This is a genomic window from Methanogenium sp. MK-MG, from assembly GCF_009914725.1.
In the GTDB taxonomy this organism is placed as follows: domain Archaea; phylum Halobacteriota; class Methanomicrobia; order Methanomicrobiales; family Methanomicrobiaceae; genus Methanogenium.
Genome location: NZ_JAAAWJ010000023.1, coordinates 1 through 23,068, shown reverse-complemented (window position 1 = coordinate 23,068; position 23,068 = coordinate 1). Strand labels below are relative to the sequence as shown.

Genomic DNA, 23,068 nt, shown 5'->3' with positions numbered 1-23,068 from the left:
TTTAGAACATGCGAGGGGAGGGATTCGAACCCGCGAACTCCTACAAGAATGGATCTTGAGTCCATCGCCGTTGGCCACTTGGCTACCCTCGCGCAAAATGTGCGTAACTTAATTGGTGTTCTCTGATATTGATGTTACTGATATGCGTGCGTTGTGCATTGTTTGTTGTGTGCGCCGGTAAAGAGCGGCTCCCTCATGCACGCCCCATGTCGATGGCCACACGTCTGCATCACAACACCGGAGAATGCGATTGAGAATAACACCAATCAAATATTCCACAAAAACTGAGAAGATCACCGCGACGGATAAAAACAGACGGATACCGCCCTGCTGATACGAACAAACTATTGGGGACCCTGACCTACAAAGGGTTTGTGTTAGTGTGAACCAGTGAGGACAGGGTGATAATTTGTTTGATTCCTAAGGGTAATAATGAATTGCATCTGATTTTTGGGATGTAGCGGCTTCTTCCAACCGGGCGGCGGGCCATTCCGGGACTCATTTTGTGCTGCACCCAGGTCCGGTTGTCAGGCAGGCCAATGGGAAACAATAGGGAACGATATGGGGCAATGCAGGATACGATGGGATCAGGCAGAGTTGTGCAGGGCGCAACGCGGCGGAAGTCCGGGCTCCTGTTTCAGAAGCATGCACCGCATGCACACAGGCGGCTGAAGATCAAAGAACCGTCCAAAGGGTTGAGGACGGAGTGGCCTGGTGAGAAGTCCGGGATGGCGGACTCCCATCCCCTCTTCAGGCGAAGATATAATAAGGCCGGTTGACGGAAAACCCATGCATACGCCTTGCCCCCCACCCTGGCGTTGTTCGCACCAGAAAAGAGATCCATCCCATGCTCCTCATCGCCGTTGTCACCATCATCCTCGCCTTTGCCTTCACATTTACCAACGGCTTTCAGGATGCGGCCACCGTTGCCGCGACATTCATCGCCTCCGGGTCGGCCACCCCCCGGCAGGGCATCGTGATGGTGGCGGGCGTAAACTTTCTGGGGGCCATTTTCGGCGGGAGTGCGGTCGCGTTCACACTCTCCGGCCTGCTCACCATCACGTCAGACATTCTCGTCCTGCAGGTGCTCCTCGCAGCCCTCCTCGCGGCCTCGGCGTGGAATCTCGGGGCATGGTACTTCGGTTTCCCCTCCTCCTCCACCCATGCCCTTATCGGGGGAATTATGGGAGCGGGCATCGCCGCGGCAGGCACAGGCAGTGTCTACTGGGGGGTGGCTGAACTGCTCGCTCCCCCGCATGAGATCACAGGAATGGTCAAAGTCATGCTCTTCCTCATCATATCCATCGTGCTGGGACTTGCGGGGGGATATGTGATGCGCAGGTGTACCCGGGTTTTGTTCAGGAATGCAAAACGCACCATAAACCGGAGTATTATCCGTATCAACTGGGTGGCAGCGGCAGGGATGGCCTTCTTTAACGGGGCAAATGATGCACAGAAACAGCTGGGTATCATCGCCCTCGTCCTCCTTGCCGCAGGGGAGTCTGCCGTCCTCGCCGTCCCTTTCTGGGCACGGCTTACCTGTGCGCTGCTCATCTCTCTTGGAACCCTCGGCGGCGGATGGCGTATCATGAAGACCATCGGACGCAGGATATTTGCCATCGAACCGGTTCACTCCATGGATTCGCAGATATCATCCGGGGTGACGCTTGGCCTCTCCACGATTGCAGGTGCCCCCGTCTCATCCACGCACATCATCACCATGTCAGTCATCGGCGTCGGGGCCGCAGAGAATCCCCGGAATGTAGGCTGGCGGGTTGGTGAGGAACTGATCATTTCCATGATACTGACGATTCCTGTAACCATGGTGCTCTCCGGGGCACTGCTGTTTCTTGTACAGCGTATCTGAATGGTGGGAGCATATGGACGAAAAAACGAATGAACCCAAAAAAACCGGGAAAAAACGGAGTATATTCGACTCGATCTTCCCGCAGAAATATGACTTTGAAGCAATGCTTGTCGAACAGGCAGAGAGCACCTTCGCGGGGATGGAGATGTTTATTCAGTGGATCAATGAGGAAACCCTGACACCCCCTGACGCACTCATCAGTGTCGGGAGCGAGGTCGACCTCCTCCGGTATAAACTGGAGGCCAGACTCATCGAGGCGTTTTCCACGCCGTTTAACCGGCAGGACATCTACATGCTCTCCCGGAATATCGATTATATTCTGAATTATGCCGTTGAGACCGCCCGCGAGATGCATGCCTTCAATGTCAGTCCTGACGAACCCATCCGGGAGATGTCACTGTCCCTTCTCCATGGCACCCGCCATGTGGTGGAGGGGACGCGTTACCTGGGCATTGACAATGGGAGGGTCGAGGATTCCATCCGGAAAGGGCGCAGGCATGTTCACATTATAGAGGACCACTATATCACCTGCATGGCAGACCTTTTCTGTAGTGACGATGCGATGAATGCCATGAAAAAACGGGAAATTTACCACCATCTCCGGGATGCCGGGAAAGCCCTGAGAATAACGCTCTATATCATGCACAAGGTAGTTGTCGGGCTTGCATAACACATTCCTTCCCTGCAAACAGATCCACAGCTTTTTTCCCCAATGGTGACCAGACACTCTGTTTATATATGACGCAGGTATCGTATGTATGCCCCTCTCTCAGGCAGAAGACTGACGCCTTCCGCGGGGGTCTTGCCGACCGGTGGGAGGAGGCCGTCCGACATGAATGTGAATATTGTGAAATAACCGCAGGGTTTGTCAGTAGTGTGGCAGAGGAGGAGGCAACCGGCCTTCCGATGCATGCGATGCTGACACCTGCCGCCATTGCATCTCTCTACGGCGAAGGAAACCGTCTTCCGGGCGGGATGCGGTATATCCTTAATACAGAAATTTCATTTCCGCACACAGACCGGTTTGGCAGACGGCACCCGGCAGCGACCCTCCGGTGGGACGACCGCGTCTGGCTGACTGAGTTTGTCGAGATGCTGGTCTTCATATCCGACCATATCGGACAGCCGGCTGATGCGATTGTCATCCATCCCGGAAAGGCACATGGCATGACATTCTCCGCGATTGCACGGGCGATGCGGTATATCAGAGATGCCTATGCCAATGCCTGCACCACCGTTCCTGCGGTGCTGATACAGAACGGATACCCATCGCTGATACAGTCGGGAGATGATATCCGTGAATTTTGGCTTTCCATGCAGGCACAGGCGCCGGAGTGCTGTGATGCATGCGGCGTGCTTCTCGACCTCTCTGCCCTTGACACCGCCGCCCATCATGCAAAAGCTCCCCTCTCCACATTCCTTGCGCCACTCCCCGCAGAGTCCCTGAAAGGCTTCTTCCTGCGGCCCGCGGACGCCGGACCGGATGACGTAATGTTATGGGATAGTATATTCAGGGGGATACAGATGCTGCCGTATGATGCCCTCATCATCCCGGATCTCCGCCACCCGGACGAGACAGGAACGATGCTTGCACGCTGCAGGGCGGGCCTTTCCACACAACCGGACGGGTGAAAGCAGGATATCACAACTATTATCCAGGCAAAGACACTCACTACCATATTATGAATCCCAATCCAATGCCCCGCTGGCATGCGGCGGCAGCCATTCTCCTTGTTCTTTGTCTCTTTGTCCCGGCTGCCGCTGCCGGTAGCTGGGTGACAGAGACCGTTTCGCCGTCAGACCCCGAGCCCATTGCAGCCGATATATCCGGTTCCCATGTGGTATATTCTGTTGCATACGGGGAAGCAATCAATCTCTCCACGCCACGGGGCCTTTTGCTGTATGACGCAGACACGGGCAGGACCACCACTATTGCAAACGCCTCCGGCCAGATGACCCTCACCGGCGGAGAGATTGCAGGGGATGCGGTTGTCTGGTTTGAAGAGCCGCAGGGATTTACCCGTGAGCCCACCGGCCTCAACAACAGCATCCTTCTCTTCTCTCTTGCCACCAGTACCACCACGGCCATACGCACGTCTCCCTCGGCAGAGTGGCCGAAGACCGACGGCCACCGGATCATCTGGTCAGAAACTCCGGGAGATACCTACATCACCTCGCTCTCACTCTATGATATTGCGGCGAAGACAACCGGGGCCCTGCCGGTACATCCGGAAGACGGAGCATCTGTTGTGCTCGATAGTGATACCATCGCCTTCCGGGATGCAAACACATCCGCTCTCAGCCTGTATGACATCCCCTCCCAACAGAGCACCGCGGTCACTGATCCCATCCATACCAATACCACAGACACCATGGTCGATGCCTATGCCCTGGGCGGGGATGTGCTCCTCTATAAAACCCGTATCGTTGAGTATTCCCCACCAAACCGGGGCATCACCAATATTCTGACCCGCTACTCCGTCAAAAACAAAACGAACGTGACCCTCAGCCCGATCACCGGACGGGTAGTGGAAAACCCCACGGCAGATGACCTGAAGGCGTCCTTTGACTCCCTCTTCACAGACGGAGAGACCATCAGCTGGGTAGTTGAGACCGGCATATCAGAGTCTGTTGTCATCACGGTCAGTGCAGAGACAGGGGACGTCTCCCGCCTTGAAATAGACGGTGACGTGGCATTTCCGTCCGTCGACGGCAGCCGTGCAACATGGGTGCAGTCAAAAATGTTTAAGAATGCTCATCTCGTGCTTGCAGCATGGCAGGACTCTGCAGCAGCCGGAAATACCACGGGTCCGGTAGCTGAGACGACATCAGCTCCCGGGTTTGGAATACTCTGTGCAGCAGGTGCCCTTGCTGTAGTCTCCCTTGGCAGGAAGAAGTGACCTGACTCCAGGGAGCTCTCTCTCAAAAAAACTATTTTACCTGCTCCGGCAGACGGGTTTTTTGTGGTGAATTCGTCCGGTGCACCTATTGCCCTTGATCCCTTCTTTGTCTCTGCAGCGACATCATCCACCCCAGACCGGCAGCACCGGCAATGAGCGCGATACCGACGAGGATGATCTGCCAGTCAAGCTGAAAGAGAAAGAAGAGGCAGGTCACAATCCCAAGGACGGCAGGGACGGGCACACTCCCGACCGTTCCGGGCACCCGGTAGGGCCGGGGTGCGTCAGGCATCGTTCGCCGGAGCCGGATCACGGCGGCATTGATGACGATAAACGTGATGAACAGCGTAAAGTTTGCAATCAGGGCCACATCCCGGATGTTTCCCGGTAAGAGGAAGACCATAGAGATGAGGGCTGCACCCACAATGGCCACCACCGGTGTCTGCCTTCCCGGATGCACATACGCAATCACAGCAGGCAGTGTCTGCTTCTTTGCCATGCCGTATAGAATGCGGGATGAGGCGAGCATCATCAGCAGGGCGGTATTTGCCGTTGCAAAGAGGGCAATTACAGTAAAAAGCATATAGCCGCCGGGAATCGCCTGACCGGCAATCTGGGCAAAGGGATTTTGTGAACCGGCGATGGCCTCATAACCGCCGATACTCACGACAGATATCGAGACTGCGATGTAGAGGACAATCGTGATCCCGATTGCCATGAGCAGGGCCGCGGGGATGGTGCGTTCAGGCCGAACGGTCTCATCCGAGAGTTTGACAATCTCCTCAAACCCCTGGTATGCAAAGAAGATGAGGGCTGCCGCGGCAAAGATACCCGGAACCCCTTCCGGTGCGGCAAAATAATCAACCGACCCGATATACGGCAGGCCGATGATGATGATGCCAATGAGACCCCCGGCCTCAATCAGGGTGAATACGATTACAAAGGCAGCAGACTGGCGGATGCCTGTCAGAAGAATGATTGTGAGCAGGATTAAGAGGCAGACTGCCACAGGAAGCACCGGGGCACCTGTGGCACCGGCAAAGTAGCCGGCAAACCCGAGGGCGACTGTCGCAGCACCCACGATGCCGGAGAGTATCACCATGCAGCCGACCAGAAATGCAATCATATTCCCGAAGGGCTGGCGGGAGTATTCGTACTCTGCGCTTGCACCGGGGAACATGGATGAGAGTTCCATGTAGGAAAGCCCGGTAAAAGAGGCGATGAGTGCAGCGAGCACAAAGGATATCCAGATGGCATTGCCCGCCACCGCTGCGGCTTCACCTATCAGTGCATAGATGCCCGCACCCAGTATCACCCCGACTCCGGAGAGGACAACTGCCGGGAATGTCAGGCTGCGCCGAAGGGATGGAGTCTTGTCAGGGGTCATATGCTCACTGAATGTGCATCGACGCCGGGGGTAATATGTTCACCGGTGCACCACCGCTGCTGCATAGCCGGATGTCTGACCTGCGGGGCCGGTTGCCGGAATGAGATTATTAATATATGAAGATCCGGGGCGACACATAAAGGTTATGCGATTCTCGAAAAATCCCTAAAATTGGCTGAATTCAGGATTAAAATCAGTTTTGTCGTAATTGGCGGTTGCATCGTTGTATACTTTTATTATTTTCCGGGGGCATCACGTACTCTGCGGTTTCCTGGAAACCGGGGGTTGAAGAGATGAAGATATTCAGATGTGAAATGTGTCCAAAACCGTGTACCATAACTACACTGGATGAAAAATTACCTGCCTTCTGTCCGGTCACGGGTGGTGCGGCAGAGTGGAAACGGGTCAACGGCCGGGCATTACGGAAACTGCCGCTTGCAACCAGGGCCGGGGAAGAAGCAGTATCCTAAAGCTTCAGGCATCTTTTGCCCCGTGTGGTGAGTATGCCCGTCCCCGCATGAATACTGGCGTACTCATACCGGCAGGGAGGGGGCTTCCCCTCTCTGCTTCTCTCTCTCACATAAAATCGCCCAGGCACATCTGGGTTTCCTTTTCCTCACCAAATGTTGATACCAGATACATCTCCAGCATCTCAATACGCTGGCGTGTGTACTCCGATATGTCGTAATCCACACAAATTTTCCGTGACATCTCGACGTACTTCTTTACCGACCCCTCATGGACGGTCTGTATAATCTTTCCGCCGCACCGGCATTTCCCTGCCATCGGCATCCTGCGGTATTTGGTATTACACGTCGGGCACCTGAGTTTCTGACGTGAGAATGCGTTGAGGTTGCCCTGCAAATCCGGTATGAAATGGGTTTTGAGCACACGTTCCGCGACATCGGAGACGTCCACTGCCCGGATGATTCTTCCCAGTTCCAGCTCTGCCTCCAGTTTTTCGGACATGGAGGCAAGCGTGGTGTAGGTAGACACAAGCGGGCCTGCTGATATATCGCTCGTATCATGCGTGAACCCCACACCCTCATACTGCCCGGGTGTGCCCAGCCGGTTTCCCAGATGGTCAATGATCTTTGCGAGTTCTTTGGGGTGGCGGTATTCCAGTGCCGCTTCATAGAGTTCAATCGGGTATGAGCGGCAGGCATCGACATTGTGTGATTCACCGTCCACTTCAGCAGGGTCCAGTTTGGAGGTGAGTACCAGCGGTGCATCCATCGACCCGCCGCGTGTTTCCGGCAGAAACGAACGCGAGAAGTTTATCAGTCCGTCCATGAGGAGCATCACGCAGTCCTCATCACCGTCACACTGGCCGGTGAAGATGCCGTTTGCAGCGAGGGTGTGATCTTCTGCGACCGTCAGGCAGTAGACATACTCCCCGAAGTTGGGGATGTATTCCTTTGTCTGTATCTGATCCGTGATCATCATCCGGCCTTCATAGACCGGGACAGAGTCGCCTTCCTTCAGCTCCATCGCACGGGTCTTCCGCTGGTATGCGAGGTCAGAGACGAGCATGGCATGGTCCGGTGTGACGGTCACATGCTTTCCCCGGCTGGTGGTGAACCGGATCAGATGGTCCGGCGCCCGGTGAACCGAGACCGAGGTCACCTGCCGGAGGTGTATCATCCCGTTGGTGTCAAGGGCATGCACCCAGAAGGATGCCTTCGGGTCGGAGTAGTAGGTGCCCGCCTGGTCCAGACCGGGCCGGGCCAGGTCAAAGTTCTCGACCACAAAGTGCCCGATGGGCAGGCTGCGCCACTCTGCACCGTCATAGACTTCGATCATCGTGTCAGGTGCAAAACAGTTGCGGCGCTTTGCCGCATGGAAATACGGGTGGGCGTATCCCACCGGGGCCTTTGAAACACCGACGACACGTGCAAGCACTCCTGCACTGGTATGCGGTGCCAGGCCCATCACCAGCTGTCCGACGATATCCTCCCGCGTCTTTGCATTGTAATACGGGGGCATTCCGTAGAGTTTCTCCAGCATCTCATCAATGAATTTTGCCACCCGCAGGAGCCATCCGGCGCAGTCTTCGGAGACGAGTATGTCCTGTGCCCGGAGTTCCAGCACCTGGTCTGTGCGGGTGAGGGGCACCCCGTCGATATCGTTTGGGTAGCCGAGTTCGCAGAGTCTTTCCACACTCACACCAATTTCATTTGGCCGGATATGGGTGATCGGCAGGTCAATCATATCATAGCGCAGGGTGCCGTCCTTGAAGACATACAGGTCCCTTTTTGCCCGGAGAATGCCTTTTTCAACCGGTTCAACGGCCCGTTCCTTTGAAATCAGCCCGCGGACACCTTTCAGGAGTTCAACCTCATTCGGGCGCATGGCAAGTGCACCGAGGGCGTCTGCATACTCCTTTTTGATATTGACCTCTGCTTTTTGCAGGCAGACAGCATCTGCACCGCATACCGGACAGGTAGTCTCCCCGTTCAGTTCACGGGCACAGCGTGGGCAGGTGAAGACGGCTTCTGTATGGTGGCCGCATTCGCAGATGTTCCTGTAGGTCTCCTGTCCGCAGGAGGGGCAGCGCCGCTGGCCGATATCGGCGCGGATGGTGCTGCTCCGGTTGCCTTTCCCTTTTAAGACCTCCTGGAATGAACGGCGCGAACCGCCTTCATCCCCGACCGGAAAGATGACATGGGGCGGAGGACGCATCTCGCGTGCCTTTGATTTACCGGGTCGGCCCATCCTGCCGCCGATACGGATGCCTGCACGCGACCGCATCCGTATGCCCGACAGGTGCATGGCAAGAGAGAGGCCATCGCCGTCCGGTGCCGTCTCCCAGGCGCTCTTCTGTTTCAGGTCTGTTGTGAGGCCAAGGCATGCACAGACTACCTTCGGTGTAGTGATGAGAATGGTTCCGTCCGTTACGGTATGGGGGACGAGGAGAATCTCAAGGTGCCGCTTCTCCGGTGCATCCGCAGGCAGGGTGAGACCGTCAGGGGTGATGCTGCCTGTGGCCGCCACCCAGTCAGCGAGAGCACGGACGTCCTGTGCCGTGAGATCGTCCCATATATAGGTGTATGCCGGGTGGAGGTAGCCTCCCGCACATGCCATCTCAATTGCCTCCACCTCATCTGCCGGGGTATGCGTGCCGCCGTCCAGTCTCCACCACTCCTCACAGTAGGTAGGTGGAATGAGCGGGTGATTGTTCTCCAGAAACTCTCCATATGATACCAGCATCTCGCCGACGTCAAGAATCTCCTCCACATCACCCATCAGGCGGACGGCGGTCTCTGCATCGTCGATGCGCAGTACACTGCCACCGATCAGTTTTACGGTCGGCCCCTCGATGCTGTCGACCGGCACCACACCTGCTGCCTTGCCCGGCCGTTCCACCTTCATCTGGGTGCCGACGGCAAGGAAGTTCCCTAGTATGTGCAAAGTGGCCGGACTGAACCCTGCCGCCGCAAACCCGGTATTGCGTGACCGGCCGTAGCGGAGGCGAAAACCTCCCGCCCGCATGGGGTATGAGAAGACCGGCCTGCCTGCAATCAGGTCGCGGATGAATTTGTCCTTCGGTTTGACACCCGGTTTCTTGTCTTCCCCGTCTTCGTCGTCGCCTTTGCTCTTGGATGCCCCTGATATGATGATGTCCAGCCAGTCCCAGCCTTCCATGTGCACCTTATCGACGGTCTTTTTGATCTTCGGTGCCTTGAGGGCAAGCCCCTCTGCCACGACGAGTGCCATGCCGCCGCGTACCGTGTTGGTCTCAATCCGTTCCAGGTTGCGGTATCCGGAGACCTCCACGCGTTCGGTTGGTTCCCCTTCCACACAGACCGGGCAGTTGCGGATAATAACCCTGAGTTCATCGTCAGACGGGAGATACTGCAGAGAGACCTGGCTGTTATATTTTTTGATCTCTTCAACGTAGCGTTCGACTTCCTCTTTACGGGGAATATATGGTGCCATCCCCAGGCCGCGCCTGACATAATCGCCCACCAGAACCGAGAGTGCCTGAGCGGTTCCTCCTGCACTCCGGATGGGGCCTGCATAGTATATCTTCAGGTAATCAGTGCCGTCATCATTCCTGCCGATGCCCACCTTGGCAATGCCCTCGGTGGGTGCTGCCACCACTCCTTCCGTGAGCAGGGCCATCGAGGTCCGGATGGCATGGTCCAGGGTCTCCTCGCGTGTGGTCTCCCCGAACCGGTGTGCGATGAAGTCGTCACCAATCTTGAGTGCCACCTCTTCACGTGACAACGTCTCACCGAGTTCACGCAGCCGGGCGGCTACGCCCTTATAGCCAAGCAGGGCCTCCACCCTGTCGGCGAGATCATTTGCCACCGGAATCTCCACTGCAGTCCGCGGGTCAATCCCCTTTGCCCGCGCCTCATTGGCGACCACGATCGCCTCTTTGAGCTTTGCCTCAAGCCCGGCAAAGTAAGCCTCCATCTCCGGTGACGCATGCATGAAGATGTAATGCCTCCCGGAGACTCATTATCATTTGTGTTCATGCCGGTATGATCTGCCGGCTCTATTCAAAATCTTCATCTCTCAGGGTGGCACATAGAAATTGTATATGCAGGCACCGGCAGTGGTGCCTCCGGAGCGATATCAGTTATGTTTAATGTCCGTGCATTCTGCCTTGGCAAGGCACATGAAGAAGTAATTAAAACCATCGTGCGGCATGGGACGTTTCTTGTCACCGAAGACGGTGAAAAGACGCTGGAACTGCCGGAACCCTTCAATATTCACGTGGGTGACCCGTTTGCAGATTACATGGTGAGTCCCTGGAACATGTTCGGCGAGCGGGCGATGCAGCAGTATGTGCATGACCTCATCGAGGGTACGGAGAACGAGTTTGTCTACACCTATCATGACCGCCTCTTTGATTACCCGCGACGCGATGATGCCGGAAACACGCGCGGGGACGGAGACGGGGACGGTATCGACCAGGTGGCATATATCATTGAAAAACTCCGGTCAGACCCTGCCTCAAGGCGGGCGGAGGGTATCACCTGGTACCCGGAGTATGACGATGCCTCCAGGAACCCCCCCTGCCTCCAGCGTATCCAGTGCATGGTGCGGGACGGCGCCCTCAATATGCATGTCGAGTTCCGGTCCAATGACATGCTCTCTGCACTCGGTGCGAACATGTATGCACTGGTTCATCTGCAGAAGCATATCGCAGATGCCCTCAGCCTCCCTGTCGGCTGGTATTCCCACACCTCGGTCTCGGCGCATATCTACTATGAACGTGACCATGAGGAGCTGATGAAGTACGTGAACGGCCTGGGATTTGCAGACCTGATAAAAAAACTGGACAATAGAGCCTATATCAGCATATAGGCTTATTCATTCATCACTGAACGGGCAAGGGCTTCGGTCCCTCCCCCGCCCATACGGTAGAGGGTCATCTTTGCGCAGCGCCTGCGCAGGCCTTCGGACTCTTCGATGAGCGTCACCAGACGTGTTATTGCCGGTTCACCCATTCGTCCGAGGGCGAGAGCGGCGAATCCACGGACCTGTGCGTCTTCGTCATCCAGGAGCGCGATGAGCGGTTCGAGGGCCACCTCTCCCATCTCTCCGAGTGCTGCTGCCGCATACCGGGCGGTCTCCGGGTCTTCTGAGACGGTCAGCAGATAGATGAGTGTTTCAATGGCAGGTTCGCCTATCATACCAATCGCCCGTGCCAGGTACCACCGGACGTCATTGTCCTCTGCGGTGATGAGTGCGCCGGTAAGCGGGTCTATCGCCTCACTGCCACAGGCTGCAACGGCGTTGACCGCCTCACGGCGGGCCTTTACATCTCCTGTCCTGATCGTCTCGATAAATCCGTTGATCTCTTCCATATCTCCCATATTGATAATACTGTTTCACCAGAACAGGTATCACTTGTTCGGTCAGCAAAGCAGGGAATCAAATACATTATCTGTGAAGTCTGCCTACCTCATCTGTACAGAAGGAATATCATGGAGAAAGATGCCACGGAGACCGCCGCACTACAGCGCACAGTCGAAATCATCGTTACCGGACGGGTTCAGCATGTCGGATTCCGTGCCTGCGTAAAAAAGATGGCACAACACCTGACCGTCACAGGAGTTGTCATGAACCTGCCGGACGGAACCGTTGCTATACGTGCCACTGCCGAACAGGTTATTCTCGAAAAATTCATATCTCTTCTCTACTCCTGTCCCCGTGCTCTTGTCCGGGACCTGGAGATCACAGACCCGGAACTCTGTGAGTTTGACGGGTTCTCCATCATTGTGCCGGAATAACCGGTCAGACAACTATTCGGATCACCGGTGTTCCATGGGATCAATAATATTAAAAAAAGAGTTGAATGTTCCCGGGGGACTAAACCCCGTCATCGGCACTGCGGGACATTTTCTCTGTATAGTCCGGGAATCCGGTATGCAAGAGAGAACAGTCCTTCACCCATCACTGCCTGGGAAAGGGAGAGCACATTGTCGTCGATAATCTCCTGGTCTATTGAGGCACGGAGGGCGGCAATCAGGGCGTCTATCACCTCTTCGTTGAGATGGCAGCGTTTGGTGCTGACCTGGAACCTGCCGTTAATCAGGCCTGCCCTTGCGATGGAGAAGACCGCCGCATCCACCATCGACGTCTTCAGGGGATCGATGAGGTCTGTCACAAGCGACTGTTCCCCTTCCCGCATAAATCCGTAATCCGGGTCCAGATATGCACCGATGACAGATACGATGGTATTGCCGAAGAGCATGGCATACCCCAGCGAGAGCATGGCATTGACAGGGTCCTGGTGGGGCCGTTTTGTCCGGCGACGGAAACCGAGTTCCGGTGAGAGGCTGCGTGCCATGATCTCGTAGTACATGTCACCGGCCAGTCTGTGCACACGGCGGAGTTCGTCCATGGTGATGAGATACTCGAGGTCTGAGAGGAGATTGTGCATAATCTCCTGTTCCCCCTTATAGAACAGGCTCTCACCCAGCTGGTCCTCTGTTCGCTCAATTGCAAGCAGCCGTGATTTCAGTGTGACCCGTGCAATTTCCTGGGCAAAGGCGTGGGGCATGCGGGCCCGCTGGGCTTCCCTGATATCCGCCCCCACGTCACTGCCGAAGGGGTTGAGCATGCCGACCGGTGTCCCGTCCGCGTCAAAGAATGAGACGGATGAACCCTGTCGCAGCAGGCGGGTCACCGCAGAGGTATGGATATTGTGCCCTCCCACAAGAAGCAGGTGCTGTACCGATGGAAGCGGGAACTCCTTCTGTTCGCCTTTGTAAAGAATACTGAGTGTTGTTCCGGTTGACTTGATGTGGGCGCCGAAACCCGCCACTACATGCCAGGAGTGTTCGCTTGTCATATGTACACACGATAGATACAGTACTCAGGTACTCCCTCAGTACATTAATTCATCGTTTAAGTTCTTGGGCGGTTCATCCGCCGCACAGCGTAATGAAACAGAATTTCGGAAAAATTTATCAAAAAATGGCGGCAAATTGCTCTTCAAAGTTAATTTAATCTTAATTTTTAGGCGAATTTATATATTATTCATATGCATTAGAAGAACTATGGAATTTGAACAAACAGAAGTAATGGTCTCCGGAGATGAACTGATCTCCGCTGCCTGGTGGGTGTTTATCCTGCAGGGCCTTATCGGAATCACCCTTGGCCTCCTTGCCATGGCCTTCCCTGAGTTTATCTTCGGTTTACTTGCAATCCTGCTGGGCATTATCATTGTGCTCTACAGTCTGTCGATGATTGTTCAGTCAGTGGTGAGCAAAGACTCCGGCGGACGAAAGATTCTCATGGTCATTCTGGGCATTATCGGCGTCATCATCGGTGTCCTTGCGCTGATGAATACGACGGTGCTGGGTCTGACGATTGCCTTTATGCTGGGTCTCTGGGCGTTTATATCAGGATTTGGTGCGCTCCATACGGCATTTACCGCAACGGAGTTCCACTGGTACAGAATTCTCTTCTTTATCATAGGAGTGCTCTTCCTGATATTCGGCATCTATGTCATCCTCTATCCGCTTGCCCTGACAGCAGCGTTCATATGGGTACTGGGCCTGTTTGCCCTGATCATCGGAATCATGACAATCATCCTCGGGTTTATCATGCAGTCTCAGATGAAGAAGGCCATGCAGGAATCCGGGTTCTGACAGGACAGCCCAGTAATATTCCAAATATCCGGTGTGCTATGCTACGGCATAGCAATATTTTTTCAGTTCATCACTGCATAGTTATATTATGATTATTCCGGGTGCTGCTGCGCCCTTTGGGATACACAATTTATCCGGCCGGACGATACGGGCATACACGCTGCCCGGCCCGGCACAATCAGTTGGTTGTCAGAATGAAATACTGGAACATGGAGATGGAGAACCTGAAGGGTGATGCACTGCACGCCCTTCAGGCAAAACGGCTCAGGTGGACCGTTAAGCAGGCAGGAAACGTAGCGTTCTACCGGAGGATGCTGCAGGAGGCAGGTGTTCGTCCTGAGGATATCAAAACGGTTGACGATGTGCAGAAACTGCCCTTTACCCGGAAAACAGATCTGCAGGGCGGCTACCCGTTCGGGTTCTTTGCGGTGCCGATGAAGGAGGTTGTGCGGATCCATACCACATCCGGGACGACAGGAAAACCGACGGTGGTGGGATACACCCGGCAGGATCTGGATAACTGGTCAGAACTCATTGCGCGGAACCTGACGATGATCGGTCTTTCAGATGAGGATGTCTTCCAGAATGCGGTGAATTACGGTCTATTTACCGGAGGGCTCGGCTTTCATTACGGTGCCGAGAAGGTCGGGATGACGGTCGTTCCGAGTGCCACCGGCAATACCCGCCGCCAGATTGAGATGATCGATGACTTTGGGGTGACAGCCCTTCACTGCACGCCGAGTTATGCGATGCACATCGCAGAAGTGGCCGAGAAGGCAGGAACCACGCTGCCGACGCTGAAGACCGGCATATTCGGGGCAGAACCCTGGTCTGACAATATGCGCCGGGTGCTTGAGGGGAAACTCGGCGTGACGGCGTATGATTCGTACGGCATGTCTGAGATGTACGGGCCGGGTGCGGCGTTTGAGTGCCCGGAACGAAACGGCCTGCACATCTGGCATGACATGTACCTGGCAGAGATAATCGACCCGAAGACCGGTGAAGTACTCGAACCCGGTGAACGCGGTGAACTGGTGGTCACCCCGCTCGTAAAAGAAGCGATGCCCCTGCTGCGTTACCGGACGGGGGATATCACGATGTTTCTTGAAGAGGAATGCCCCTGCGGTCGCGGTATGAAGATTGCCCGCCTGCACGGGAGGAGTGATGACATGCTGGTCATCCGGGGCATCAATGTCTTCCCGTCCCAGATTGAGCATGTGTTACGCTCGGTGCCTGAGGTGGGCGATGAGTTCCTTGTGTATGTCGACCGTGTGAACCACTTAGACGAGATGACGATTGAAGTGGAGATGAACCGCAGTGCATTCAGCGGTGAACTCGAAGACCTGACCCGGACGCAGAACCGGGTGGTGGCGGCATTAAAAGATGCGCTCAACCTCAGGACCCGTGTACAACTGGTTGAACCGGATTCCCTGCCCCGCTATGAGGGGAAGGCAGAGCGGGTCATTGACCGGAGAGGTGATGTCCTGTGATCGCCTGGGACCCGAATATGGAACTGATGCCTGAGGCTGAACTGAAGAGAATGCAGTTCAAGCTGTTGAAGACACTGGTATACCGGCTCTACTCGTTCTCGAACTTCTACCATGACCGGATGGTGGCACACGGTGTCCACCCGGATGACATCAACAGGCTGGAGGATGTCGTGAAACTCCCCTATATGGTCAAATCCGATCTGCGGGACAACTATCCTGACAAGATATTCACGGCAGAACCGGAGGAACTGGTGCGCTACCATGTCTCATCAGGCACGACCGGAAAGCCGACTGTTGTAGGCTACACAAAAAATGACCTTGATAACTGGACTGAGTCCTTAGCCCGTGCCCTCACCTCCTGCGGTGTCGGCCGCGGTGATGTGGTGCAGGTGGCGTATGGCTATGGCCTCTTTACCGGCGGCCTCGGCCTGCACTACGGGGCGGAACGCATCGGCGCCTCTGTGGTGCCGGCATCGGTGGGCAATACCGAACGCCAGCTTGAACTGATCTTAGACCTGCGGGTGACGGCGATATGCTGCACCCCATCGTATCTGATGCATATCGGCGAGACGGCAAAAAAGATGGGCATATCAATCAAAGATGACACCCGCCTGAAGACGGCCATTCTCGGGGCAGAACCCTGGTCAGACCAGATGCGCGATCGCATTGAAGAGGAGATGGGCATAAAAGCCTACAACATATACGGCACCTCTGAGCTCTCCGGGCCGATGTTTACGGAGTGTACAGAGCAGGACGGGTTTCATATGTGGAGCGACCTCGCCCTGGTTGAAATAATCGACCGGGATACCGGCCAGCCGGTGCCGGACGGTGAGCAGGGTGAGATGGTGGTGACCATTCTCCAGAAAGAGGCGCTGCCCATCATCCGATACCGTACGGGTGATATCACGTCCATTGATCACTCCCTCTGTGCATGCGGCCGCACGCACCCGCGTATCGCACGCCTCGCCGGGCGGGTGGATGACATGCTCATCATCCGGGGTATCAATGTCTTTCCGTCGCAGGTGGAGCATACCCTTCTCAGCATCCCTGAGGTCTCGGGACATTTCATGATTGAAGTGAACCGGGTGGGTGCGCTTGACAATATGCTGGTGAAAGTAGAGCTCAACCCGGAGGCATTCTCTGATAAGATCAACGATATTCTGGATATCCGGCGCAAGGTCGGACACACGCTTAAGAATATGCTCAACGTAAGTGTTGATGTAGAGATCAGTGAACCGGGGTCACTGCCGCGGTTTGAGGGAAAAGCAAAACGGGTCATTGACAGGAGGGTTCTGTAATGGATACAACGCAGTATACAATCAAACAGATCTCGGTCTTCTCCGAGAACAAACCGGGCAGGCTTGCCGCTATCGCAGGCGCCCTGCAGGCAGAGAAAATAAACATCCTCGCATTTTCGATAGCGGAGGCAAACGGTTTTGGAGTTGTGCGGGCACTGGTGGACAAGCCGGAGGCCGCCTATGAAAAACTCAATGCGATGGGGTTCATGGTATCCTTTACCGACGTCATCGCCGTGAAGATGCGTGACGTGCCGGGCGGTCTCTTTGAGATGGCATCCATTCTCTCGGAGGCGGAGATCAATATCGAGTACTCGTATGCCTACTCAGGCCGTGAGGCGGCGGTGCTCATTCTCCGGGTCGACCGCGTCGATGCGGCGGTGGAGCAGATTCTCGCACGCGGCGGGACGCTTTTGAGTGCGGATGAGTTTTCGTGAATATGTTCCACCAATTTTTTGTCCGGACAGCAATAGCAAGGGTAATACGGGAGCTGTTTTCGGATTTAGGGGAGATACCAACCTTAGGTCAGGTAACCCGTAAATACACCCACCCCAAAAAATTCATCCACACAGCAGCCCGGAGTGGGCTGATCTCAGTCGAGATAAACCCATAGCGTCCTCCTAAAATACTCACCAATAACGGCTGCTCAGTAATCCACAATCAGCCGTCATTTCAGCAAATAAATGGTATTACAATCGTATTTTTCCGGCAGTAAATATGAGCATAAAATACGTTCATTTTACCTCTCTATTCCCCAACACAGGGATTCATAGAGGGGGGAAGGGCGACAAAAAAGAGGAGTGTGGCATGAGCCCTCGTTTCTGATATGCATCCGACCGGTTTGCATACTTATGCACGTCTTCTTTCGCTTCGCAGCATTTTTACAGAGCTGAAAGGAGTCAATTCTGCAGAAAGTCTTAATGTTAATAGATACAGTATGATCACGTAGTGATCATAGAATAAGCGTTATTAGAATGTTTCAATTGATAGAAATAAGTTTAAATAAATCTAAAACATACTGAAAACTTACTAAAAATACATCTAGCAAACAAAAAAAACAAAAAACAAAAAAAAAGTGTTAAAAATGAAATCATTAATATTCGAAAAAAAATATGAAATCGCATTAAAAAATTTCTCGACAATTGAAGAAATTAACAAATGTGTAGAGAGAAAAGAGGGTCGAAAATTAGATTATAGGCGCTCTGACAATATCATCATGGCAAAGGGAGGCAGTGTATTTAAAATAAATACTACCAATCCCGGTAAGGCAATTGATAACATTTTATCCAAAAAGAATCCCTCTAAATGATATCAATTGATGAATATAATGATCTAATAAATAATTATTTTTTGGTTTCCTATGCTGATTGTCTTGCTTATTTAGGTCAAAAACCCATTGAAGTACTTATTGAAATGGAAAGTGCATTTATGCATTTTTCGGTTTACTCCAATGAAGACGATCCAGAAATAAAGGAAGAGAATCTTCAAAAAGCATATAATCACATAGTAAGGGCTACGCTTGACTGTCAAAAATTAATTTGGCTAAAAATGCATGAATTAATAGAGGGTCTCTATAAGGACACAAATATGCGTAAGTACTGTGTTAATGAAAGCGAACATACTCTTGTCAATAAATGCAATACTTTTTTTGATTTAGCTAAAAAAGCCAGAACAGATGAAATAAATAATGTTGGCAAATCTCCTTTAATATCAATAGAATCTTATCATGAATTATTAGAGATGGGTGATGACATCCTAAGCTCTATTGATCTCGATAAAAAAGAGTCTTTTATAAAGTATAGTAAATTATTATACCTGAGGGAAAATTTTTTCCAGCTTTTAATCTCCTTTATTGGCGGTATTGCTGCTACGGCAGTATTTTTTTTATTTGTATGAATGTCATCGCCTAAGATATAGGATTTGGCAAATTCTCCTGCACCAGGTCAGCACTCTCTGTCATCTCCAGGAGTTTTATCCAGATGAGTGTATCTCTCGTAGCACTCCTAATCCTATCGCCTGTACTCCGAGGTAGTCATCCAGGCGGTGTTTGAACGCATCATACTCCCGTATTGTCTCAAGTGCGGTATCATAGAGGAATCGCTCATCCGGGCAGTAGAGCACCCCGCCCCGCATTACTTCCTTTTGGACGTAGAGAGGCAGATTCCCGAAGATCTGGATATCATACCGGTCATCACAGAGTTCGGAGAGGGCCGCACAAACCGGAACTGCTGCCCCTCTTCTCGCGTTCCGGCGTAGTAAATGCAGAGATCAATATCTGAGGTTTCCGTCGCCCTCCCTTCGGCAACAGAGCCATAGGGGACAATAAACCGTACATTCTCAAATCCTTCAAGTGTCCTCAGTTTTTTGAGTGCATGCCGGATGTATTCATCTGTAGTTCTCATTTCTGTTCCCCCGTATCCATAGGTGGCATCTCTCCTGCATTAACATTTATGCCGGGTTGCGTTTCCCACTCGTTCATCTCACCTGGCCCCCCTTTTTCCTTCCATACAATAGATGAGATAACTATGTGACCCGTTACTGGTGTGGTCATGAAGGTATTCTCTCCCCCTGTACAAATATTAGATGCAGAATGGGCTTTGCGCTGGTGGAGAGAGACCCTCCTTTTTTGCCCGAAATCGATATCCGTAAAAAAGATTATCTTACCCTGATGGAATCGTTGTGTCTGAAGGGATGGAGCTGTTATCAGGCTTAAAGTTCCGACTCATCAATATTGGCTATTTTCATCAGATGCCTTTGCAAACCAATCTTTAACAGGGTATTCCCGTGAACAGGGACAGTTATCCGGGCCGGGTCTCCGGGTCTGGCATAGATATGATGGCTGCCGGTTATTCGTTTCAGCTCCCATCCGTTTGATTCGGGAATTCTGCAGAATTTTTTGCCGCTGACGGGTTTCAAACCGCAATCTCCATGACCCTGCCGTTTCCGGAGAGATCAATGTCCTGGAGATCTATTGAAAGGCACCCCTCAACTGCATCGTATATACTGGCCAGTAATTCATCAAAGGTATCTCCCTGGGCCACACAGCCGGGGATGGAAGGAACTTCTGCCCAGAAACCACCCTCTTCTGCGTCATGGATGATCACTTTTAGCTTCATGATATACTCATGGTGCGGTTCATATAATAGTGTCCTTGTGGAACGATGCAGCCATGAGACGCTGAGCCGGGAATGGATTTCCGGGGGCCAGTTTTGCTGCGGTAACGGCATAAGTAACGCATAAATAACCCCCGAAACCGGTCAAAACCCCAAAAAAACGCATCCCCACAGACGCCCGGAGCGGGCCGATCTCACCCAGATCCATGCCATACATCCTCTCAAAAAAACAGACAATAGCGACCCCTCAATAGTCCACAATATTCGTTCAAAACATCAAATAACGCACACAATACCGGTATTTTTGAACACCCAGGGGGATGATGAAAGGGGCCCGATTTTTGCAAAAACAGGGGAGGAAGCAGCTCTGTGTCGCGGACACCAGGTGCGACGTTGGTGGCATGTACAGCAGGGTTTAGTAGCATGGCAGCAGGTGCCCGCCATCAAACCGGGCGAGGATGTTGCTTTGTTTGACCTCTTCGGCCTGAATTGCACCGGAATCAATATGGGTGGTGGAATCTGCCAAAGAGCATGCACCCGGACCCGCCCCTGCACGGGAGATGCACAGGTGCTGTGGGGTCTCATTCTTCCGCCACATACTCTTCTCTTGAAGAAGCGTCTCTCTATTCTCTGTTAGATCTATACCATTCGATTGGAATGCCCGGTTTTATCATGGCGGGCAGGTGCCGCCATGCTGCTGCAAAGCTGCCGCCATACCGCCAACGTCACACCCCGGCATCCCACCCAATCCCCCTTCACCAAAACAGAATCTTCAGCCCGATGCCCACGAGGGGAGATGCATTCCCAGATACGAACTGAGAATAAAGCCGTTATTGGAGAGGAATGCACCAAAAAAATACGAAAAAACGAATTGGGCATCAATACTGACACCAAATATTCAATGCCATTTTGGGCCTCCCTTAGCAGGGAGGCGTCCTTCGTCACCGGGCCATGTCCGGGTCAGACCAATATACCCTCTTCACAAACAGAAAGGACAAACGGATTTTTGTTTTTGACAAGCTCTTCAAACTCCTGTCGTGTGTAGCAGACAGGCTCGACAGGGAGATCGGTGATGCCGAAAATATCCAACGGTCTTTTGTGGAAGCGTTCTTTGAAGTCCGCAACGATAAGAAGGTCGACATCACTCCCCTCGTTGAAGTCACCACGGGCCACAGAGCCATACAGGATGATCCTGTCGGTATCCATCCGGGAACGGATCTCTTCTGCAAAAGCAGATATTTCTGCCATCAGATATTCAGAAATGTCCCTGCCTTCTTCAATATTAATTCTGCGCACCTGATGCATTCTTCTGCATCCTCCAATTCAAAGTATTCAGACGGCGTCAAATCACCAACGATACTGTCGGGATACCTCGTTGTAATATACACAGCATCCAGAACCCTGGCCTCTTTTTTCAGCTCCATAAAAGAAGGATCGCTTTCCGGCCTGTTTGTTGGTATTCAGGAGTTTATTTTCGGATATGTATTATACAGACATCAGATATATAAGGCGATTCCCAAAAAGGACCGGCCCGCAATCCCCCTTCACCAAAACAGAATCTTCAGCCCGATGCCCACGAGAATAACACCACCTGCCACCTCTGCATACTCGCCGATGATGTGGCCGAGCCATCTCCCCGCAAAGACGCCTCCAAACGAGAGAATAGCGGTCACCGCACCGATGATAATTGCAGGAATGAGCACCGCTTCACCCAGGAGGGCGATGCCCATACCGGCAAAGAGGGCGTCAATCGATGTCGCAACGCCCATCATCAGGAGGGCAGGAATGGTCTCAATCGGACTCTCTCCGGTTCCTTCCTCACGGCTCTCATAGATCATTTTGATACCGATACCTGATAGAATCAAAAATGCGATGAGGGGCCCGAAGCCTGCGAGAAACGATGATACGGCACTGCCCGCGTACCACCCAAGAATGGCCATGCCCCCCTGAAATCCCCCAAAGACCAGCGCTGCCATGAGGCCCGGTCTTTGCCAGAGACCGTCTGGTGGTGATGCCTGCCGATACCGAGACTGCGAATGCGTCCATCGCAAGACCGATGGCGATGATCAAAAGCACATATGCCTGCACTGCACCCGTCCTCCTGTTGTATGTCGTGTCCGGCCCATTTGTCACTTAAATACTGGGGCATCCCGGTATATTGGGTTGTTCACTCCGGCCTCATCTCCGGGAATCGATACTCATGTCCACTCCCGGTCCCCGGATAATGTTATTATTTATGTCTCCCCTATACGTCGTTCATGACATCGGGCATTGCAGAGAAGATGAAGGGTGTGCTCTTTCACCCGACGGAAACGTTTGCTGATACCATCCGCTACGACACGCTGAAAGAGACGCTCATCTACCTGCTCGTTCTGGTCGTGATATTCACCGCCTTTGCAGGGGCGCTTTTGCTGGTGGGGGTCAGCATCTACGCGGGCCTTGCCACCGGTATTGCGGCAGGCGGTCTTTCGGTAATCGCCCTCATCCCCATGCTCTTCTTCGGAGGGCTGGTGGGGGCCATCATCTTTGCCGCCTACATGCATATCTGGGTATATATCGCAGGCGGCAGAGAAGGGATCACGGAGACATGGAAGGCAGTCATCTATGCCTCCACCCCGTCCCTGCTTCTGGGGTGGATTCCGGTGGTCGGGTTTGTGATGTGGGCCTGGTCACTCGTGCTCATCATCATCGGCATCCGTGAACTGCAGGAGATGACAACAACACGGGCCGTTCTTGCGGTTCTCATCGGCTACCTGATCCTCGCCGCTATCGGGGTAACCCTTGTCGGATCGATGCTGGTCGGCATTCTCACCGTGTCGTAAAAAAAAGCGGCCATTTTAGGCCAGAAAATCCTATTTCTTCTCCCATTTCAGGAGTTCTGTCACCGACGCAAGGGTGGAGA

At 53.4% G+C, this 23,068-nt stretch carries 28 protein-coding genes and 1 tRNA gene; 16 read left to right on the top strand and 13 right to left on the bottom strand.

What is annotated here, in order from left to right:
- Positions 1 to 9: 9 nt before the first annotated feature.
- Positions 10 to 92 (bottom strand) — tRNA-Leu (locus MKMG_RS05350).
- A 447-nt stretch (positions 93 to 539) separates the two neighbouring features.
- On the opposite strand from MKMG_RS05350, the gene MKMG_RS05345 reads away from it, so the two are divergent.
- The 5 genes from MKMG_RS05345 to MKMG_RS05325 all read left to right on the top strand — a co-directional run bounded on the left by MKMG_RS05345 (position 540) and on the right by MKMG_RS05325 (position 4,767).
- Positions 540 to 779, top strand: a complete 240-nt coding sequence (locus MKMG_RS05345; protein ID WP_165076400.1) for a hypothetical protein — start codon at positions 540 to 542, stop codon at positions 777 to 779.
- Positions 776 to 1,867 (top strand): inorganic phosphate transporter, encoded by a 1,092-nt coding sequence (locus MKMG_RS05340; RefSeq protein WP_254059097.1) that lies wholly within the window; start codon positions 776 to 778, stop codon positions 1,865 to 1,867. Before MKMG_RS05345 ends, MKMG_RS05340 begins: the two co-directional genes overlap by 4 nt.
- A 13-nt stretch (positions 1,868 to 1,880) precedes the next feature.
- Entirely contained in the window at positions 1,881 to 2,537 is a 657-nt protein-coding gene (locus tag MKMG_RS05335) for a DUF47 domain-containing protein (protein WP_165076399.1), read from the top strand.
- 68 nt (positions 2,538 to 2,605) lie between these two features.
- Entirely contained in the window at positions 2,606 to 3,499 is an 894-nt protein-coding gene (locus MKMG_RS05330; protein WP_165076397.1) for a hypothetical protein, read from the top strand.
- A 50-nt stretch (positions 3,500 to 3,549) separates the two neighbouring features.
- On the top strand, positions 3,550 to 4,767 hold the full coding sequence (locus MKMG_RS05325) for a hypothetical protein (RefSeq protein WP_165076395.1): 1,218 nt from the start codon (positions 3,550 to 3,552) through the stop codon (positions 4,765 to 4,767).
- Positions 4,768 to 4,852: 85 nt separating this feature from the next.
- On the opposite strand, the gene MKMG_RS05320 is transcribed toward MKMG_RS05325, so the two are convergent.
- Complete coding sequence (locus tag MKMG_RS05320) at positions 4,853 to 6,154, bottom strand: APC family permease (protein WP_165076393.1); 1,302 nt, start codon at positions 6,152 to 6,154, stop codon at positions 4,853 to 4,855.
- A gap of 293 nt (positions 6,155 to 6,447) precedes the next feature.
- Here MKMG_RS05320 and MKMG_RS05315 point away from each other — a divergent pair, with 293 nt between their 5' ends.
- A complete protein-coding gene (locus MKMG_RS05315) occupies positions 6,448 to 6,624 on the top strand; it encodes a hypothetical protein (protein WP_165076391.1) in 177 nt (58 codons plus the stop codon).
- Positions 6,625 to 6,730: 106 nt separating this feature from the next.
- On the opposite strand, the gene MKMG_RS05310 is transcribed toward MKMG_RS05315, so the two are convergent.
- Complete coding sequence (locus MKMG_RS05310; RefSeq protein ID WP_165076389.1) at positions 6,731 to 10,594, bottom strand: DNA-directed DNA polymerase II large subunit; 3,864 nt, start codon at positions 10,592 to 10,594, stop codon at positions 6,731 to 6,733.
- Positions 10,595 to 10,744: 150 nt separating this feature from the next.
- Between MKMG_RS05310 and MKMG_RS05305 the strand changes: the two genes are divergently transcribed.
- Positions 10,745 to 11,473, top strand: a complete 729-nt coding sequence (locus tag MKMG_RS05305; protein WP_165076387.1) for a thymidylate synthase — start codon at positions 10,745 to 10,747, stop codon at positions 11,471 to 11,473.
- Positions 11,474 to 11,475: 2 nt separating this feature from the next.
- On the opposite strand, the gene MKMG_RS05300 is transcribed toward MKMG_RS05305, so the two are convergent.
- Entirely contained in the window at positions 11,476 to 11,985 is a 510-nt protein-coding gene (locus tag MKMG_RS05300) for a HEAT repeat domain-containing protein (protein ID WP_165076385.1), read from the bottom strand.
- A 111-nt stretch (positions 11,986 to 12,096) separates the two neighbouring features.
- Here MKMG_RS05300 and MKMG_RS05295 point away from each other — a divergent pair, with 111 nt between their 5' ends.
- Positions 12,097 to 12,402, top strand: a complete 306-nt coding sequence (locus tag MKMG_RS05295; RefSeq protein WP_165076383.1) for an acylphosphatase — start codon at positions 12,097 to 12,099, stop codon at positions 12,400 to 12,402.
- Positions 12,403 to 12,491: 89 nt separating this feature from the next.
- Here the strand turns inward: MKMG_RS05295 and cas1 are convergent, their stop codons facing one another.
- Positions 12,492 to 13,466 carry a CRISPR-associated endonuclease Cas1 gene (gene cas1 / locus MKMG_RS05290; RefSeq protein ID WP_165076381.1) on the bottom strand — a complete coding sequence of 325 codons (975 nt, stop codon included), beginning with the start codon at positions 13,464 to 13,466 and terminating at the stop codon, positions 12,492 to 12,494.
- Between the two features lie 208 nt (positions 13,467 to 13,674).
- Here cas1 and MKMG_RS05285 point away from each other — a divergent pair, with 208 nt between their 5' ends.
- The 6 genes from MKMG_RS05285 to MKMG_RS05260 all read left to right on the top strand — a co-directional run bounded on the left by MKMG_RS05285 (position 13,675) and on the right by MKMG_RS05260 (position 18,949).
- On the top strand, positions 13,675 to 14,268 hold the full coding sequence (locus tag MKMG_RS05285; protein WP_165076379.1) for an HdeD family acid-resistance protein: 594 nt from the start codon (positions 13,675 to 13,677) through the stop codon (positions 14,266 to 14,268).
- Between the two features lie 215 nt (positions 14,269 to 14,483).
- Positions 14,484 to 15,758 (top strand): phenylacetate--CoA ligase family protein, encoded by a 1,275-nt coding sequence (locus tag MKMG_RS05280; RefSeq protein WP_165076407.1) that lies wholly within the window; start codon positions 14,484 to 14,486, stop codon positions 15,756 to 15,758.
- Positions 15,755 to 17,056 (top strand): phenylacetate--CoA ligase family protein, encoded by a 1,302-nt coding sequence (locus MKMG_RS05275; protein ID WP_165076377.1) that lies wholly within the window; start codon positions 15,755 to 15,757, stop codon positions 17,054 to 17,056. Before MKMG_RS05280 ends, MKMG_RS05275 begins: the two co-directional genes overlap by 4 nt.
- The gene (locus tag MKMG_RS05270) at positions 17,056 to 17,490 is read left to right on the top strand and encodes an ACT domain-containing protein (RefSeq protein ID WP_165076375.1); all 435 of its coding nucleotides are present in this window, start codon (positions 17,056 to 17,058) and stop codon (positions 17,488 to 17,490) included. The genes MKMG_RS05275 and MKMG_RS05270 overlap by 1 nt, the downstream gene beginning before the upstream one ends.
- Positions 17,491 to 18,137: 647 nt before the next feature.
- Positions 18,138 to 18,362 carry a hypothetical protein gene (locus tag MKMG_RS05265; RefSeq protein WP_165076373.1) on the top strand — a complete coding sequence of 75 codons (225 nt, stop codon included), beginning with the start codon at positions 18,138 to 18,140 and terminating at the stop codon, positions 18,360 to 18,362.
- The gene (locus MKMG_RS05260; RefSeq protein WP_165076371.1) at positions 18,359 to 18,949 is read left to right on the top strand and encodes a hypothetical protein; all 591 of its coding nucleotides are present in this window, start codon (positions 18,359 to 18,361) and stop codon (positions 18,947 to 18,949) included. Before MKMG_RS05265 ends, MKMG_RS05260 begins: the two co-directional genes overlap by 4 nt.
- A 75-nt stretch (positions 18,950 to 19,024) precedes the next feature.
- Here MKMG_RS05260 and MKMG_RS11550 read toward each other — a convergent pair whose 3' ends face one another.
- The 8 genes from MKMG_RS11550 to MKMG_RS05225 form a co-directional block, all read right to left on the bottom strand.
- Positions 19,025 to 19,186 (bottom strand): hypothetical protein, encoded by a 162-nt coding sequence (locus MKMG_RS11550; RefSeq protein WP_254059096.1) that lies wholly within the window; start codon positions 19,184 to 19,186, stop codon positions 19,025 to 19,027.
- The gene (locus MKMG_RS11545; RefSeq protein ID WP_254059095.1) at positions 19,186 to 19,455 is read right to left on the bottom strand and encodes a nucleotidyltransferase domain-containing protein; all 270 of its coding nucleotides are present in this window, start codon (positions 19,453 to 19,455) and stop codon (positions 19,186 to 19,188) included. The genes MKMG_RS11550 and MKMG_RS11545 overlap by 1 nt, the downstream gene beginning before the upstream one ends.
- On the bottom strand, positions 19,452 to 19,604 hold the full coding sequence (locus MKMG_RS05250; RefSeq protein WP_165076369.1) for a hypothetical protein: 153 nt from the start codon (positions 19,602 to 19,604) through the stop codon (positions 19,452 to 19,454). The genes MKMG_RS11545 and MKMG_RS05250 overlap by 4 nt, the downstream gene beginning before the upstream one ends.
- 158 nt (positions 19,605 to 19,762) lie before the next feature.
- Positions 19,763 to 19,969: a type II toxin-antitoxin system HicA family toxin gene (locus tag MKMG_RS11755; protein WP_165076367.1), complete on the bottom strand. Its 207-nt coding sequence runs from the start codon at positions 19,967 to 19,969 to the stop codon at positions 19,763 to 19,765.
- A complete protein-coding gene (locus MKMG_RS05240; protein WP_165076365.1) occupies positions 19,966 to 20,169 on the bottom strand; it encodes a type II toxin-antitoxin system HicB family antitoxin in 204 nt (67 codons plus the stop codon). Before MKMG_RS05240 ends, MKMG_RS11755 begins: the two co-directional genes overlap by 4 nt.
- 957 nt (positions 20,170 to 21,126) lie before the next feature.
- Positions 21,127 to 21,471, bottom strand: coding sequence for a nucleotidyltransferase domain-containing protein (locus tag MKMG_RS05235; protein ID WP_165076364.1), 345 nt, complete (start codon positions 21,469 to 21,471; stop codon positions 21,127 to 21,129).
- The gene (locus tag MKMG_RS05230; protein ID WP_165076363.1) at positions 21,414 to 21,590 is read right to left on the bottom strand and encodes a HEPN domain-containing protein; all 177 of its coding nucleotides are present in this window, start codon (positions 21,588 to 21,590) and stop codon (positions 21,414 to 21,416) included. The genes MKMG_RS05235 and MKMG_RS05230 overlap by 58 nt, the downstream gene beginning before the upstream one ends.
- Before the next feature lie 120 nt (positions 21,591 to 21,710).
- Positions 21,711 to 22,142 (bottom strand): manganese efflux pump MntP family protein, encoded by a 432-nt coding sequence (locus tag MKMG_RS05225; protein ID WP_254059094.1) that lies wholly within the window; start codon positions 22,140 to 22,142, stop codon positions 21,711 to 21,713.
- A 35-nt stretch (positions 22,143 to 22,177) separates the two neighbouring features.
- Between MKMG_RS05225 and MKMG_RS11660 the strand changes: the two genes are divergently transcribed.
- Both MKMG_RS11660 and MKMG_RS05220 read left to right on the top strand, forming a co-directional pair.
- Positions 22,178 to 22,303: a hypothetical protein gene (locus MKMG_RS11660; RefSeq protein WP_256366065.1), complete on the top strand. Its 126-nt coding sequence runs from the start codon at positions 22,178 to 22,180 to the stop codon at positions 22,301 to 22,303.
- Between the two features lie 121 nt (positions 22,304 to 22,424).
- Positions 22,425 to 22,988 carry a Yip1 family protein gene (locus tag MKMG_RS05220; protein WP_165076362.1) on the top strand — a complete coding sequence of 188 codons (564 nt, stop codon included), beginning with the start codon at positions 22,425 to 22,427 and terminating at the stop codon, positions 22,986 to 22,988.
- Positions 22,989 to 23,068: the final 80 nt, after the last annotated feature.